Origin of the sequence: Pseudarthrobacter scleromae, from assembly GCF_014644515.1 — a bacterium.
Classification (GTDB): Bacteria; Actinomycetota; Actinomycetes; order Actinomycetales; family Micrococcaceae; genus Arthrobacter; species Arthrobacter scleromae.
The window spans coordinates 439,256-454,695 of the sequence record NZ_BMKV01000003.1; the positions used below are offsets into that span (position 1 = coordinate 439,256).

Annotated in this window: 12 protein-coding genes; all 12 read right to left on the bottom strand. The window is 65.8% G+C overall.

What is annotated here, in order from left to right; translation table 11 throughout:
- Positions 1 to 252: 252 nt before the first annotated feature.
- Positions 253 to 879 (bottom strand): superoxide dismutase, encoded by a 627-nt coding sequence (locus IEX33_RS10155; protein ID WP_066280635.1) that lies wholly within the window; start codon positions 877 to 879, stop codon positions 253 to 255.
- Between the two features lie 100 nt (positions 880 to 979).
- On the bottom strand, positions 980 to 1,960 hold the full coding sequence (whiA, locus tag IEX33_RS10160; RefSeq protein ID WP_015937022.1) for a DNA-binding protein WhiA: 981 nt from the start codon (positions 1,958 to 1,960) through the stop codon (positions 980 to 982).
- A gap of 9 nt (positions 1,961 to 1,969) precedes the next feature.
- On the bottom strand, positions 1,970 to 2,986 hold the full coding sequence (locus tag IEX33_RS10165) for a gluconeogenesis factor YvcK family protein (protein WP_104187311.1): 1,017 nt from the start codon (positions 2,984 to 2,986) through the stop codon (positions 1,970 to 1,972).
- Positions 2,986 to 3,909, bottom strand: coding sequence for an RNase adapter RapZ (rapZ, locus tag IEX33_RS10170; RefSeq protein ID WP_104187314.1), 924 nt, complete (start codon positions 3,907 to 3,909; stop codon positions 2,986 to 2,988). Before rapZ ends, IEX33_RS10165 begins: the two co-directional genes overlap by 1 nt.
- Before the next feature lie 90 nt (positions 3,910 to 3,999).
- A complete protein-coding gene (uvrC, locus tag IEX33_RS10175; RefSeq protein WP_188729811.1) occupies positions 4,000 to 6,045 on the bottom strand; it encodes an excinuclease ABC subunit UvrC in 2,046 nt (681 codons plus the stop codon).
- A 60-nt stretch (positions 6,046 to 6,105) separates the two neighbouring features.
- Positions 6,106 to 6,774: a lysophospholipid acyltransferase family protein gene (locus tag IEX33_RS10180; protein ID WP_188729813.1), complete on the bottom strand. Its 669-nt coding sequence runs from the start codon at positions 6,772 to 6,774 to the stop codon at positions 6,106 to 6,108.
- The gene (locus IEX33_RS10185; protein WP_188729815.1) at positions 6,761 to 7,477 is read right to left on the bottom strand and encodes an HAD hydrolase-like protein; all 717 of its coding nucleotides are present in this window, start codon (positions 7,475 to 7,477) and stop codon (positions 6,761 to 6,763) included. Before IEX33_RS10185 ends, IEX33_RS10180 begins: the two co-directional genes overlap by 14 nt.
- A gap of 69 nt (positions 7,478 to 7,546) precedes the next feature.
- Positions 7,547 to 10,471, bottom strand: coding sequence for an excinuclease ABC subunit UvrA (gene uvrA / locus IEX33_RS10190; protein ID WP_188729817.1), 2,925 nt, complete (start codon positions 10,469 to 10,471; stop codon positions 7,547 to 7,549).
- A gap of 47 nt (positions 10,472 to 10,518) precedes the next feature.
- The gene (locus IEX33_RS10195; protein ID WP_188729819.1) at positions 10,519 to 10,899 is read right to left on the bottom strand and encodes a GntR family transcriptional regulator; all 381 of its coding nucleotides are present in this window, start codon (positions 10,897 to 10,899) and stop codon (positions 10,519 to 10,521) included.
- On the bottom strand, positions 10,896 to 12,716 hold the full coding sequence (locus IEX33_RS10200) for an ABC transporter ATP-binding protein (protein WP_229675319.1): 1,821 nt from the start codon (positions 12,714 to 12,716) through the stop codon (positions 10,896 to 10,898). The genes IEX33_RS10195 and IEX33_RS10200 overlap by 4 nt, the downstream gene beginning before the upstream one ends.
- Positions 12,713 to 14,458 carry an ABC transporter ATP-binding protein gene (locus tag IEX33_RS10205; protein ID WP_188730147.1) on the bottom strand — a complete coding sequence of 582 codons (1,746 nt, stop codon included), beginning with the start codon at positions 14,456 to 14,458 and terminating at the stop codon, positions 12,713 to 12,715. Before IEX33_RS10205 ends, IEX33_RS10200 begins: the two co-directional genes overlap by 4 nt.
- 164 nt (positions 14,459 to 14,622) lie before the next feature.
- Positions 14,623 to 15,402, bottom strand: a complete 780-nt coding sequence (locus IEX33_RS10210; RefSeq protein WP_188729820.1) for a trans-aconitate 2-methyltransferase — start codon at positions 15,400 to 15,402, stop codon at positions 14,623 to 14,625.
- Positions 15,403 to 15,440: the final 38 nt, after the last annotated feature.

A 15,440-nucleotide genomic window follows, 5' to 3' on the forward strand; every position in this document is an offset into this window, starting at 1 on the left:
TCCTTGGTGCTTTCAGAAGCACAACTAGTTGAGCGGGCTATCAAGCCAACTAACAGATCCCGCACGCCATTGGGCAGAGATGATTTACATACGGAGGGCGACCAGCCTCATTGCTGAAGGCTAACCGCCTTCCGTGACCTATCTTACGTTTAACTGGGTCCGCCCCCGCAAGTGCGGGGGCGGACCGTCCACATCCCGGCCTTTATATGTCCGGATTGTGAAGTTTGTTACACCGTGGTGCGGTGCACCTCACTACGGCAGGGTGATGAGACCCGTGGCGCTGGTGCGGGCAGCCTCGAAGCGCTTTGCGACGTCGGCCCAGTTGACGATGTTCCAGAACGCCTTGACGTAGTCCGCCTTCACGTTGACGTAGTCCAGGTAGAAGGCGTGCTCCCACATGTCCAGCATCAGCAGCGGGGTGGTGCCGAGCGCAACGTTGCCCTGCTGGTCGTAGAGCTGCTCGATGACCAGGTTGCCGCCGATGGGCTCGTAGGCCAGGAAGCCCCAACCTGAACCCTGCAGGCCAAGTGCAGCCGCGGAGAACTGGGCACGGAAGGCGTCGAAGGAACCGAACGCGTCATCGATGGCGGCTGCGAGTTCACCCTCGGGCTTGTCGCCGCCGTCCGGGGAAAGGTTGTTCCAGAACACCGAGTGGTTGACGTGCCCGCCGGTGTGGAATGCGAGGTCCTTGGAGAGCCGGTTGATGTTGGCGAAGTCGCCCTTCTCCCGGGCTTCCGCCAGCTGGGCCAGGGCGTTGTTGGCGCCGGCCACGTAGGCTGCGTGGTGCTTGCTGTGGTGCAGCTCCATGATGCGCGCGGAAATGTGCGGCTCCAGGGCGGCGTAATCGTAGCTGAGTTCGGGCAATACGTACTCGGTCACAAAATCCTCCAATATCGTGGACATTCGGTCCGGTTGGTAACTCTCGGATTATGCATCCGGGCGGCTGGCGCCCGGAATCCTTTTTGATTCTATGGGGCTGTCACTCGTCCAGCATTTCAGGCGTCACATTGGCGTCAGTCCCCGGGATGCCGAGGTCGAGGGCGCGCTTGTCCGCCATGGCCAGCAGCCGGCGGATCCGGCCGGCAATGGCGTCCTTGGTCATGACCGGGTCCGCGAGGCGTCCCAACTCATCCAGGCTGGCCTGCTTGTGCGCCACCCGGAGTTCGCCGGCGTACTTCAGGTGGTCCGGAACGTCGTCGCCAAGGATCTCAAGGGCCCTGTCCACGCGGGCGCCCGCCGCCACGGCCGCCTGGGCGGAGCGGCGCAGGTTGGCGTCGTCGAAGTTGGCCAGGCGGTTGGCGGTGGCGCGGACTTCCTTGCGCATCCGCCGTTCCTCCCACACCATCAGCGCATCGTGGGCACCCATCCGGGTAAGGAGGGCGGCGATGGTGTCGCCGTCGCGGATGACCACCCGGTCCACGCCGCGGACTTCGCGGGCCTTCGCCTGGATATCCAGCCGGCGTGCGGCGCCCACCAGCGCCAGTGCGGACTCCGGCCCCGGGCAGGTGACCTCAAGGGAGGAGGAACGTCCGGGTTCCGTCAGCGAACCGTGCGCCAGGAAGGCGCCGCGCCAGACGGCTTCGGCGTCAGCGGCGGAACCGTTGACGACGGCGGACGGCAGCCCGCGCACGGGACGGCCGCGGCCGTCGAGGAGGCCAGTCTGGCGTGCCAGCGCCTCGCCGTCGCGGACCACCCGGACCACGTAGCGGCTGGCCCGGCGCAGTCCCCCGGCGGAGACCACGATGATTTCGCTCTGGTGTCCGTAGACTTCGGCGATCGCGGCCCGCAGGCGGCGCGCCGTGGAGGCGAGGTCCACTTCCGCCTCGATGACGATGCGCCCGGAGATGATGTGCAGCCCGCCCGCAAAACGGAGCATGGCGGAAACCTCGGCTTTGCGCACTGATGACTTTTTGATGTCCAGACGGGACAGTTCTTCTTTGACCGATGCTGTCAGTGCCATGGCACCTTCCTAACTGTTCCCAAAAATGTCCTGGTACGCCGTCGCCAGACGCAAGGGGTCGTGGACGGGACGGCGGCCCGACGCCCCTACTTTACCCAAGACCACCTCGGCGCCGATCATCGCGGCGGCTTTCTCGAACTCCTGCCGGTCCGGGACGGAGGCGGGATCGGCAAGGACCACGTCCACGCTGAACCCGGGAGCGTAGCGCCGCAGCACGTCCAGGTGGTCGGCGGCGGTCATGCCCGTTGTTTCCTTCGTGTCCGTGGCCAGGTTCATGGTCAGGCAGCGCTTGGCCGGTGTCTGGCACAGTGCCTGGCGCATCTCGGGCAGGAGGAGGTGCGGCAGCACGGAGGTGTACCAGGAGCCGGGGCCAAGGATCACCCAGTCCGCGAGCTCGATGGCCGTCAGGGCTTCGACGCAGGCCGGGGCTGCCTCGGGCAGGAGCCGCACCTGCTCCAGGGACCCTGCCACGGCACAGCGGGCCTGTCCCCGGATGGTCTGGAGGGCGGTGCCGCCGTCCGGGGCGTTGACGCGCACATCCCCCTCGATGGTGAGCGGCACGGTGGACATGGGCAATACCTGGCCGCGTGCCCCCAGCAGTGCGCCTGCCCACCTGAGCCCGGCTACGGCGTCGCCCAATAGCTCCCAAAGGGTCACAATAAGGAGGTTTCCCATGGCATGTTCGTCCAGGGATCCGCCCGGGCCCCTGCCGGGACGGAAGCGGTGCTGCATGACGTCCCGCCAGGTGCGTCCCCAGTCGGTGTCGTCGCACAGGGCGGACAGCGCCATCCGCAGGTCGCCGGGCGGAAGGACGCCGTACTCTTCGCGCAGGCGCCCGGAGGATCCGCCGTCGTCCGCTACTGTCACCACGGCCGTCAGGTCGGAGGTGAGCAGGCGCAGGGCAGAGAGCGAGGCGGACAGGCCGTGGCCGCCGCCCAGGGCAACAACGTTGGGCCCCTTGTCATGCTGGCCCGCTGCGGACCCCGCGGGCGGGACCAGAGGCAGGGCGCCGGTGAACAGCGACATTACTCCCGGCCCAGATCCCGGTGGGTGGTGGTCACCGTGACCCTTGGGTACTGCGCCAGCTTCTTGGAAAGCTCGACGGCGACCGCCACCGAGCGGTGCTTCCCGCCCGTGCAGCCCACCGCGATGGTGGCGTAGTGCTTGTTTTCTCGGCGGTAACCGTCCAGGACAGGCTCCAGGGCCATGACGTAGCGGTCCACGAAATTCTTGACGCCCTCGGCCTCAAGCACGTAATCGCTGACATCCTTGTCCAGGCCGGTATGTGGGCGCAGTTGCGGCACCCAGTGAGGGTTGGGGATGAACCGGACATCGGCCACATAGTTGGCGTCCACGGGCAGGCCGTACTTGAACCCGAAGCTCATGACGTTCAGGCGCAGGGCTACGGGGCCGGTTTCGCTGAACAGTTCGGTGATGGCGGTGGCCAGGCCGTGCACGTTGTAGCCGGAGGTATCCAGCACGACGTCGGAGCTGTCGCGGAGTTCCTGCAGCAGCTCACGTTCGGCAGCGATTCCGTCCAGGATCCGGCCGCCGCCCTGCAGCGGGTGCGGCCGGCGGCCCTGTTCGAACCTTCGGACCAGGACGTTGTCGCTGGCATCGAGGAAGAGCACGCGGAAGGTGACACCGCTGGCGGCCAGGGCTCCCAGCGCGGCGCGGATATCCGCGAACAGGCCCTTGCTGCGGACGTCGATGACCACTGCGAGCCGCGGAATGGACTGCGGGGCGTGGGACACCAGCTCCGCCAGGGTACCCAGCATCTGCGGCGGCAGGTTTTCCACGACGTACCAGCCGTGGTCCTCGAGGGCGTCAGCGGCTGTGCTCCGCCCGGCTCCGGACATTCCGGTGACCACCAGCAGCTCCGCTTCGAGGGGCTTGACGGGCTGCAGCCCGTCCTCCCCGGCTCCGGATTCCGCCGTCGTGTCTGCCATTAAGTCCGCCCCGTTTCTGTTGTTGTCCCGCAGGCTGCCGCGTTGGCGGAAACCCCGTTCTTTACCCTAGCCAAGTTTCAGGGAACTCCGCTAAGTTTCGATCACTTCGCCGGTGGTCATATTGATGGCCGGCACCGGTGCCGCGCCGGGACCGTCCGGCGCGAAGTGGTTGACGATCGCGCTGGCCAGGGCCGGCCCGATGCCTTTCGCCTGCGACAGCTCCGCGGCCGAGGCTGCCTTGACGCCCTTGACCGAGCCGAAGTGCGCCAGCAGTGCCTTGCGCTTGGACGCGCCGAGGCCCGGCACCCCGTCCAGTGCGGAGACGGTCATCGCTTTCCCCCGCTTTTGCCGGTGGAAGGAAATGGCGAAACGGTGCGCCTCGTCCCGGATCCGCTGCAGCAGGTACAGCCCCTGCGATGTCCTGGGCAGGATCACCGGGAAGTCGCTGTCCGGCAGCCACACTTCCTCCAGGCGCTTGGCCAGGCCCACCACGTAGACGTCCACGATGCCCAGGTCCGCGAGGGCGCGGGCTGCAGCGTTGACCTGGGGCTTGCCGCCGTCCACCACCACCAGGTTGGGCGGATAGGCGAACTTCGCCCGCGGTGCCGGCGTGGTGGTGTCCAGGGAGCTGTCCTGGCCCTGTGCCGGGTCCTGGGCCGGGTCCTGGGCCGGGTCCTGCCCCAGGTCAGGCCCGTTAGCGGCACCGGCCAGGGCGGCCTCATCCACCTGCGCCGACTTGTCCTGGAGATAGTGGCGGAACCGGCGCGTCAGCACGTCGTGCATGGCCGCGGTGTCGTCCGCCGCGGCGGGTCCGGTGACCGAGAACTTCCGGTAGTCGGATTTCTTGGGCAGTCCGTCCTCCACCACCACCATTGAGGCCACCACGTTGGTGCCCTGCACGTGCGAGACGTCGAAGCATTCGATCCGCAGGAGCGGGACTGGAAGGTCCAGCGCCTCCTGCAGTTCCTGGAGCGCCTGGGACCTCACGGTCAGGTCCCCGGCGCGCCGGGTCTTGTGCAGTTTCAGGGCGTGTTCGGCGTTCTCCCTCACCGTGGACAGCAATGTGGCCTTGTCCCCCCGCTGCGGCACGCGGATATCAACCTTGGCACCCCGGAGTCCGCTGAGCCATTGCGCCAGCTCGTCGGCGTTGCTTGGGGTGACGGGCACCAGTACCTCGCGGGGAAGCCTTCCGTGGCTGTCGCCGTCTTCACCGTAAACCTGCTGCAGCAGATGCTCCACAAGGTCCGGAGTGGTGGAATCCTCCACCTTTTCAACCACCCAGCCACGCTGGCCGCGGATCCGGCCGCCGCGGACGTGGAACACCTGGACGGCGGCTTCGAGTTCGTCCTCGTGCAGCGCGAAGATATCGGCGTCGGTCTCGTCTGCGAGCACAACGGCGTTGCGTTCAAAGACCTTGCGCAGGGCGGTGATGTCATCGCGGACCCGGGCGGCGCGCTCATAGTCAAGCTCGGCCACGGCTTCGGCCATCTGCTTTTCCAGCTTGACGATGAAGCGCTTGGCTTCCCCGCCCATGAAGGCGCAGAAGTCCTCGGCCAGGGCACGGTGGTCCGGCGGGGAAATCCGGCCCACGCAGGGGGCTGAACACTTGTCGATGTAGCCCAGGAGGCAGGGCCGGCCGCTGGCTTCCGCGCGCTTGAACACACCCGCGCTGCAGCTCCGCACCGGAAAGACGCGGAGCAGGGTGTCCATGGTTTCGCGGATGGCACCGGCGGTGTAGGGGCCGAAGTAGCGGGTGCCCTTCCGTTTGTCGCCGCGCATCACCTGGACGCGCGGATACTTCTCGTTCAGGGTCACGGCCAGGTAGGGGTAGGTTTTATCGTCCCGGAAGACGACGTTGAAGCGCGGCTTGAATTCCTTGATCCAGGTGTACTCCAGCTGCAGCGACTCAAGCTCGCTGCCCACCACGGTCCACTCGACGCTGCTGGCCGCATGGACCATGGCGTAGGTCTTGGGCAGCAGCCCGGCGGGGTTGGCAAAGTAGGAGTTCAGGCGGGAGCGCAGGCTTTTCGCCTTCCCCACGTAGATCACCCGGCCGTGCTGGTCGCGGAACCGGTACACCCCGGGGTTGGTGGGAATTTCACCCGTCTTCGGCCTGTAACTTGCTGGATTTGCCACCTATACAGTCTACTGAGGCGGGTGTCCGGCCGCGGACAACGGCCCGGCGGCGGGCAGGACTTATTCCACGGTTTTGCTCTGGTTGTAGCTGGTGGACCGTTCCTGGCCGCTGAGTTCGGCGATTGCGTCCATGATGCGGTCAGTCACTTCGCGCCGGGCCGGCAGCGAATGGTCGGGGCCCGTCTTGTCGAAGTACAGCGGCTCCCCCACCTTCATGGTGAAATGCTGGGGCCGCACGCCGCTTTCGCCCGCGCGCTGGAGGTTCTCGGTTCCGATCAGGCCAACGGGTATGACCGGCGCCCCGGTAGTCAGGGCAAGCCAGCCAACGCCGGTGCGGCCGCGGTAGAGGATGCCGTCCCGGGAGCGAGTGCCTTCCGGGTAGATGCCGATGCCTTTCCCGGATTCCAGGATGTCCAGCAGCGTCTTGAGCGCCTGCACGCTGGCTGCCTGCTCGCCCCGTTCCACGGGGATTGAACCGACGGATTCGAAGAAGGCCTTCATGACCCTGCCCTTGACGCCCCCGGTGGTGAAGTATTCGGCTTTCGCGAAGAAAGCGACGGGACGCGGCATCAATGCCTGGACAATGACGCTGTCGAAGAATGAGAGGTGGTTGGGGGCCACGATGAACGGCCCGTCGGTTGGGACGTTTTCAAGTCCGACGACGGTGGGCCGGCATGTGCCTGAGATCAGGCTGCGGGTGGTCCAGCGTACGGCATCAAACATTGCCATCGTTGGTCACCCCGCTCATGGCGGCCGCGTGAACAGCCTGCATCCGTCCGATCAGCTCCTCAAGGCCTTCCGCGGTGTCCACGATCGCCACGGCACCTGCCTCTTCCAGTTCGCCGTCCGGGGCGAATCCCCATGACACCCCGATGCAGTCCAGGCCGTTGGCGATGGCACCGGAAACGTCCTGGGCCCGGTCCCCCACCATCACCGCATGCTGCGTGTCCAGGTCCTTGAGTGCGGCGGCGATGATTTCGGTTTTGCCCAGCGGAATCCCCTGCACGGCGCTCTCGTCATCCGCGGAACCGTGGATGCCGTGGAAAAGCCCGTCCACGCCGTGATGCTCCAGTACCGTGCGGGCCAGGCGCTGCGGTTTCTGGGTGGCAACAGCCACCGGCAGCCCTGCTGCGGCAAAGGACTCCAGGACTTCGCGGACGCCCGGGTAAATCCGGCTCTGCGCGATCCCGGTGGCAACGTAGTACTCGCGGTAGAGGCGGATGACTTCATCCAGCAGGTCCGCCGGCACCTGTGCCACGTTCAGCAGGGCATCACTGAGCTTCGGCCCGATCATCGAGTGGAGCAGGTCCTGGCCTGGAACCGGCAGCCCCACGGCACGCAGTGCCGAGGCAATTCCGTCTGTTATCCCACCGGCCGGATCGACAAGAGTGCCGTCCAGGTCAAAGATCACGGGCACTGTTGTTTGAGTCACCGGGTTAGTTTCTCATGTCAGCACTCATGCCTGAAACTCGCATACGCGGAACGGAATACTTGTGCGGTCCTACTCCAGGATTTCAGCCAGGAATGCAGCAGTGTGGCTGGCGGTGGACTTGGCAAGCTGCTCAGGTGTTCCCGACGCAACCACCTGGCCACCGCCGGAGCCGCCGTCAGGTCCGAGGTCCACGATCCAGTCCGCGCTCTTGATGACGTCCAGGTTGTGTTCGATGGTGATCACGGTGTTGCCCTTGTCCACCAGCCCCTGCAGGACCATCAGCAGCTTGCGGATGTCCTCGAAGTGGAGCCCGGTGGTGGGCTCGTCCAGGACGTATACACTCCGTCCGTTGGAGCGCTTCTGCAGCTCCGCGGCCAACTTGACGCGCTGGGCCTCGCCACCGGACAGCGTGGTGGCGGGCTGGCCCAGCCGGACATAGCCCAGCCCCACGTCCACCAGCGTGTTGAGGTGCCGGGCAATGGGCGAGAAGGCAGCGAAGAACTCCGCCCCCTCCTCAATGGGCATGTTCAGGACGTCCGCGATGGTCTTGCCCTTGTAATGCACCTCAAGGGTTTCCCGGTTGTAGCGCGCACCGTGGCATACCTCGCACGGGACGTAGACGTCCGGCAGGAAGTTCATCTCGATCTTCAGGGTGCCGTCACCGGAGCAGGCCTCGCAGCGGCCGCCCTTGACGTTGAACGAGAACCTGCCCGGGAGGTAGCCGCGCACCTTGGCTTCGGTGGTTTCGGCAAAGAGTTTCCGGATGTTGTCGAAGACGCCCGTGTACGTGGCGGGGTTGGAGCGCGGGGTGCGGCCGATGGGGCTCTGGTCCACGTGGACAACCTTGTCCAGGTGTTCCAGGCCCTGGACAGTCTTGTGCCGCCCGGCCACCTGCTTGGCGCCGTTGAGCTTGTTGGCCAGGACCTTGTACAGGATCTCGTTGACCAGGGTGGACTTGCCCGAGCCGCTCACCCCGGTAACAGCAGTGAAGAGGCCCAGCGGGAAGGCTGCGTCCACGTTCACGAGGTTGTTCTCGCGCGCACCCACAACCTTCAGCTCGCGCTTCTTGTCATACTTGCGGCGCTTCTTGGGGACTTCGATCTTCTTGCGCCCGGACAGGTAGTCGCCGGTCAGTGACGCAGTGTTCTCCAGCAGCTCCTCGTAGGAGCCGGAGTGGACCACCTGGCCGCCGTGCTCCCCCGCACCGGGTCCGATGTCCACAATCCAGTCCGCAACATGGATGGTGTCCTCGTCGTGTTCAACAACGATGAGCGTGTTGCCCATGTCCCGCAGCCTGGTGAGGGTGTCAATCAGCCGCCGGTTGTCGCGCTGGTGCAGGCCGATGGACGGCTCGTCCAGCACATAGAGGACTCCCACCAGGCCGGAACCGATCTGGGTGGCCAGGCGGATGCGCTGCGCCTCCCCGCCGGAAAGCGTCGCGGACGGACGTTCCAGGTTCAGGTATTCAAGGCCAACGTCCAGGAGGAACGTCAGGCGCGCCTGGATCTCCTTGAGCACCTGGTGGGCGATCTGCGCTTCGCGCCCGGTCAGCACCAGGTTGTTCAGGAAGTCGGCGCAGTCGCGCATGGGAAGGGCGGCGACATCGGCAATCGACTTGCCGTTGATCAGCACGGACAACGATGCCGGGTTGAGGCGGGCACCGTTGCAGGCAGGGCAGGGAACCTGCCGCATGTACTCTTCGTAGCGGTCGCGGGCCCAGTCCGAGTCCGTCTCGCCGTGCTTGCGGTGGACGTACTGGATGGCGCCTTCGAAACCGGTGCTGTACTTGCGTTCCCGGCCAAACCGGTTCCGGTACTGCACCACCACGTTGTGGTCCTTGCCGTGCAGGACAGTCTGGCGCACGTCCTTGCCCAGTTTCTCCCACGGGGTGTCCATGGAGAAGCCGAGCTCCTTGGCCAGGCCCTCAAGCAGCCTGTTCCAGTATTCCGTGGTGGCCGTGCCCAGCGACCACGGTGCAATGGCGCCCTCGCCCAGGGAGAGTTCCGGGTTGGGAACGATCAGTTCCTCGTCCACTTCCAGCTTTGTGCCGATGCCGCTGCAGGCCGCGCAGGCGCCGAAGGGGTTGTTGAACGAGAAGGAGCGCGGCTCGATCTCGTCGATGGCAAGGGGGTGTTCGTTGGGGCAGGCCAGGTTTTCCGAGAAAGCGCGCAGCCGGCCGGGATCGTCCGCCTCAAGGTCCACGAACTCTGCCACGACGCGGCCCTCGGCCAGGCCCAGGGCCGTCTCGATGGAGTCCGTGAGCCGCTGGCTGATGCCTTCCTTGACCACCAGGCGGTCCACCACCACCTCGATGGTGTGCTTGAACTGCTTGCCCAGCTTGGGCGGATCGCTCAGCTGCACCAGGTTTCCGTCCACTCGTGCGCGTGAGTAGCCCTTGGCGGTCAGTTCCTTGAAAAGATCGACAAACTCGCCCTTGCGTCCGCGCACCACGGGAGCAAGCACCTGGAAGCGCGTGCCCTCGTCAAGCTCCAGCAGCTGGTCCACGATCTGCTGGGGCGTCTGCTTGGCCACGGGCTCGCCGCACACAGGACAGTGCGGACGGCCTACACGGGCCCAGAGCAGGCGCATGTAGTCGTAAATTTCGGTGATGGTGCCCACTGTGGACCGGGGGTTCTTGCTGGTGGACTTCTGGTCGATGGAGACTGCCGGCGACAAGCCTTCGATGAAGTCGACGTCGGGCTTGTCCACCTGGCCCAGGAACTGGCGGGCGTAGGCGGACAGCGATTCGACGTAGCGCCGCTGGCCCTCCGCGAAGATGGTGTCGAAAGCAAGGGAGGACTTCCCGGATCCGGAGAGCCCGGTGAAGACGATCATCGCGTCCCGGGGCAGATCGAGGTCCACGTTGCGGAGGTTGTGCTCGCGGGCGCCCTTCACCACAAGGCGGGAAAGGTCCGGGCGCTGCGGGGCAGCCGCAGGGGGGACAGATAATGCAGTGGAGGGGGCGGAGGTTTCTTCAGCTACGGCTTTAGGCACCCCATAATGCTAATCGAAAACTTCTTCGAACTTGCACGGTTCCGCCCTCAGGGAACATCGTAGGCAGCAGCCAGCAGCTTCACTGCCTCGGCGAACGTGGCGCCCTGCGCCTTGGCTGCAGCTGCGTAGGTTGCGGCCGCGGCGGAAAGCCCGCCGAGACGTTCATCACGTGCGCATACCACCGTACCGTTCCTGCCGCGGGTGGCCACCACTCCGGCCGCCTCAAGCTCTTTATAGGCCCGGGCCACCGTGTGCGGAGCAACGTCAAGGACCTCGGCCAACGCCCTGACCGCGGGCAGCCTGGTTCCGGGCGGCAGGGATCCGTTGTCCGCCAGGTGGATGACGTGCAACCGGAGCTGCTCGAATAACGCCACGGTGCTGGCGGTGTTGGGCCTCCACGTTCCGGGAAAGCCTGCTGCCGGCGTCAAATGCCAGCCTCGAGTGCGTCGGTCCGGCCCGGGCCCGCGGAGAACTGGGCGTTGTGCAGCCGGGCATAGTAGCTGTTGGCAGCCAGGAGGCTGTGGTGCGTGCCCTGTTCAACGATGCGTCCATGGTCCATGACCAGAATTAGATCAGCGTTGCGGATGGTGGACAAACGGTGGGCTATGACGAAGCTGGTCCTGCCCTGCCGCAGGCGCTGCATGGCCTGGCGGATCAGGAGCTCGGTCCTGGAGTCAACAGTACTGGTGGCTTCGTCCAGGATCAGGACCGCCCTGCCCGCCAGTTGCGCGCGGGCGATGGTCAGCAGTTGCCGCTGGCCCTGGCTCAGGGGCTCACCACCGTTTTCAAGGACTGTGCCGTAACCGCAGGGCAGCGCCCTAACGAACCTGTCCACGTAACTGGCCTCTGCCGCCGCGGTAATGCAGCTTTCCGTAGCCCCCGGCCGTCCGTAGGCAATGTTTTCCCGGATGGTGCCCGCGAAGAGCCACGCATCCTGCAGCACTACCCCGAACTGCTCCCGGAGCCGGTCCCGGGACATGGCGGCAATGTCCGTCCCGCCCATGGTTATCCGGCCGGAGCCGGGCTCGTAGAACCGCATCAGGAGGTTCACTACGGTGGTCTTGCCCGCCCCTGTATGCCCCACGATGGCCACCGTCTGGCCGGGCTCCACGGAAAAGGAGAGGTTGTGTACTGCCGGGGCAGATTCCGGGTAGCCGAAGGTGACGTCATTGAACTCGATGCGTCCGCCTGGCGGTACCGCTTTGGCCTCCGCGGGTTCCGGGGGATCCGGGGGATCCTCCTCCGTATCAAGGAGGGCAAAAACGCGCGCCGCGGAGGCCACGCAGGACTGGATAAGGTTCAGCATGCCGCCGATCTGTCCCACTGGCTGGGTAAAGAGCCTGCTGAACTGGATGAAGGCCTGGATCCCGCCGATAGTCATGGCGCCGGCGATGACCTGGAGGGCACCCACCACGGCCACGGCGATGTAGTTGAGGTTGGAGATCAGCACCATCAGTGGCTGCACCATACCGGCCGAGTACTGGGCTTTCGTGGCTGCGCGCGCAAGCCTGTCATTGCTCCGGCCGAAGGTCTCTGCGGCCTGGGCCTGGTGCCCAAAGGCCTTGATGACCTCGTGTCCTGAGACAAACTCCTCGACGTGCGCATTGAGCTCGCCGGTCTCCGTCCACTGCCCTGCGAAGTGTGCCTGCGAACGGCGGGCCACGAGAACGGTGATCAGGGTGGACAGCGGCACGGTGGCAATGGCGATCGCTGCGAGCAGGGGCGAGATCCAGAGCATCATGGCCAGGGACCCGCACAGCATCAGGACGGACATGATCAGCTGCGTCAGGAGCTGGTTCATGGCCTGGGCAATATTGTCGATGTCGTTCGTCGCACGGCTCAGGACGTCGCCCCGGGACCGTTCCCGGAAATAGGCGGACGGCAGCCGGTGCAGCTTGTCCTCCAGAGCAGCCCGCAGGCCGTACATGAGCCCCTGGACGGAACGGGCCGTCAGCGCGCCCTGGATCCAGTTGAACAGTGAAGCAAGGACATACATCAGGGAAACGCCGGCCAGCAGGAATCCAAGCCGCCCGTGGTCCAAAGCTCCCTGGAACACCCCTTCCACCACCACGTCCGTGGCGTCGCCCAGGTATTTCGGCGCCGCCACGTTGAGTCCCGCGAAGGCGCACGTGGCCGCCACGGCGCCGAGCATGAAACGCCTGAACGGCCGCAGCCGGCCCAGGAGCCGTCTGGCCGAAGGCCAGAACTTTTCAGCCGCTCCGGGAGCTGCAGCCGGCGGCGTCATGCCGGTCCGTCCAGTGCCAGCTGCGAGTCTGCAATCTCCCGGTAGGTTGACGAACCTTCCAGCAGCTCCAGGTGCGTACCCTGCGCCACCAGCTGACCGCCGTCGAGGACCAAAATAAGGTCCGCGTTCTCGACGGCGGAGATCCGTTCCGCCACCACAATGACCGTGGCGCCAGCGAGCCGGGCTGCCAGCGCCTGCCGCAGCCTGGTATCGGTGTCGTAGTCGAGGGCCGAGAAGCTGTCGTCGAACAGGTAAAGCGGACTCTTGCGGAGAAGGGCCCGCGTGATGCACAGCCGCTGGCGCTGGCCGCCGGAAAGATTCGTTCCGCCCTGGCCCACGGGCGTGGCAAGCCCCAGCGGCAGCTCACGCATGAACCGCATGGTCTGTGCCGCCTCGAGGGCGTCCCATAACTCTTCATCCGTGGCATTCGGCGCGGCCATCCGGAGGTTGTCGGCAATGGTGCCCGAAAACAGGTGGGAGTGCTGGGGAACTATCGACATGGCTGCGCGCAGCGTGTCCAGCGGCAGGTCCTTGATGTCCACACCATCCAGGCTGATGGTTCCTGCCGTGGAATCGAGGAACCGGGGAATCAGGTTGAGCAGCGTGGACTTACCACTGCCTGTAGAGCCCACGATGGCCGTGGTGGTTCCCGGCCCGGCAGTGAAGGTGATCTCCGCCAGGACTGGCTCTTCCGCGCCGGGATAGGAAAAACCCACCCGATTGAACTTCACAACCCCTCGGGCGTCCTGCAGGAAGCCGCTGCCCGCCGTCCGTAGCCCGGCTCCGGTGTCCTGCGGATCGCGTACCGAAGGTTCAGTGGTGAGGACCGCTCCGATACGCTCCGCGCAGACTGCCGCCCGCGGCGCCGTCATGAGGACGTACATCGCCATCATGATGGCCAGCAGGATTTGCAGGATATAGGCGATGAAAGCGGCCAGCGCCCCAATGTTCATGAGGCCCGCCTGGATCCGGTGGCCGCCCAACCACACAACGGCCACGGACGAGAGGTTCACCACGAGCATGATCAGCGGCAGCATTCCTGCCACCAGGAGGGCTGACTGGAGATTGTTGGCCGTCAGGCTGCTGTTGGTCCGGGCGAAGCGCCGGACCTCGTGGTCCTGGCGGACGAAGGCACGGATGACATTGGCTCCCATGATCTGTTCGCGGAGGATGCCCCCAGCGCGGTCCAGGAGGTCCTGGCCCTCCCGGTAGAGGGGAATGAGGCGCCGCACGATGAGGTACATGATCAGCAGGAGCACCGGCACGATGACGATCACCACCGCAGACAGTGCCACGTCCTGCTGGAGGGCAAGGACGATGCCGCCCAGGCCCATTGCCGGTCCCGCTACCAGCATGGTGAACACCAGCACGGAGAAGGCCTGGATCTGCTGGGTGTCGTTGGTGGCCCGGGTGGTAAGGCTCTGGGTGCCGAAGGCTGCCACTTCCTGCGAGGACAGTGACTGGATTTTGGTAAAGATTTCGCCCCGAAGCTGGTGTCCGATCCTCATTGCCACCACGGCCGCGAGGTAGCCTGCCGCTATGGCAGCCGCTGCCTGGACGACGGCCACGGCCGCCATGACGGCGCCCAGGCGGGTGATGACCGCATTGTTCCCGGCCACGATCCCGTCGTCGATGATCGCGGCGTTGACCGTAGGCAGCATCAGCGTGGCGGCCGCCTGGACCAACTGGAGAACAACGATGGCAACCACAGGGGCTTTGTGGGCCCCGAGCAGCCGCCTCATTAGTCCGATCAGCAACGTACCTCCACTCAGGTCAGTCAGCCGAGGGGGCAGCCGGCGGTAGCCTCTCCCCCATCAGCCACCCCGTTATTGTAAGCCAGATCACTTTCTGCTGTTGTCACACCACGTGACTGCATTGTCGAGGTACTCATACGGCTGGATCCTGGTCACGGGTTCTTGCGGCCCACGGCAAAAACCCTGCGGAAGGGATACACCGTGCCATGCCCGGTCTGCGGGTAGGCCTCCCGGAGCGCCGCTGCGTACTCCGCCTCGAACTCGGCAGCATCGGGCGCGGACAGGGCAGCCAGGACGGGGCGCAGCGCCGTGCCGCGGACCCACTCCAGGACAGCGTCCCTGCCCGGCAGGACCTGCTGGTAGGTGGTCTCCCAGGCATCGGCTGCATACCCGGCGTCGAGCAGGATACGCAGGTAGTCCGCAGGCTCGCCCACCGACTCCCCGCCTCGCAGGACGCCGCCAAGTTGTGGCTCCCACGTCGCAGAGGCGGCCAGCCCGCGCATCAGTGCGTGGGACGGGGCGTTGAAGTTCCCGGGAACCTGCAGGGCGAACCAGGCGCCTGGCCGGAGGGCATCCAGCCACGCACGCATCATCTCCTGGTGGCCCGGCACCCACTGGAGGGCGGCATTGCTCACCACCACATCAGTCTCCGTGGAGGGCTTCCAGCCGGCGATGTCAGCCTGCTCGAATCGCAGGCCCCCGCCTGCCCCGGTCAGCGCCGCCGCTTTGGACAGCATCTCGGCAGAGGAGTCGACCCCCACCACGTCCGCGGAGGGCCAGCGCTCCGCCAGCGTCGCTGTCAGGTTTCCCGGTCCGCAGCCAAGGTCCACCACCTGTACCGGACGGTCCGCGTGGACCCTCCCCGTCAGGTCGAAAAAGGGCCGGTCCCGGTAATCGCCGAACTGGACGTATTTCGCCGGATCCCATTCCATGTCCATCTCCACGTCTTGAAGCCGTCACGTCTACGGGC

Excerpts from the sequence above, each read along its gene's own strand:
- IEX33_RS10165 (WP_104187311.1), bottom strand. The coding sequence starts at position 2,986 with ATGTCGCTGTTCACCGGCGCCCTGCCTCTGGTCCCGCCCGCGGGGTCC.
- rapZ (WP_104187314.1), bottom strand. The coding sequence starts at position 3,909 with ATGGCAGACACGACGGCGGAATCCGGAGCCGGGGAGGACGGGCTGCAG.
- IEX33_RS10210 (WP_188729820.1), bottom strand. The coding sequence starts at position 15,402 with ATGGAATGGGATCCGGCGAAATACGTCCAGTTCGGCGATTACCGGGAC.
- IEX33_RS10180 (WP_188729813.1), bottom strand. The coding sequence starts at position 6,774 with ATGGCAATGTTTGATGCCGTACGCTGGACCACCCGCAGCCTGATCTCA.
- whiA (WP_015937022.1), bottom strand. The coding sequence starts at position 1,960 with ATGGCACTGACAGCATCGGTCAAAGAAGAACTGTCCCGTCTGGACATC.
- IEX33_RS10205 (WP_188730147.1), bottom strand. The coding sequence starts at position 14,458 with ATGAGGCGGCTGCTCGGGGCCCACAAAGCCCCTGTGGTTGCCATCGTT.
- IEX33_RS10200 (WP_229675319.1), bottom strand. The coding sequence starts at position 12,716 with ATGACGCCGCCGGCTGCAGCTCCCGGAGCGGCTGAAAAGTTCTGGCCT.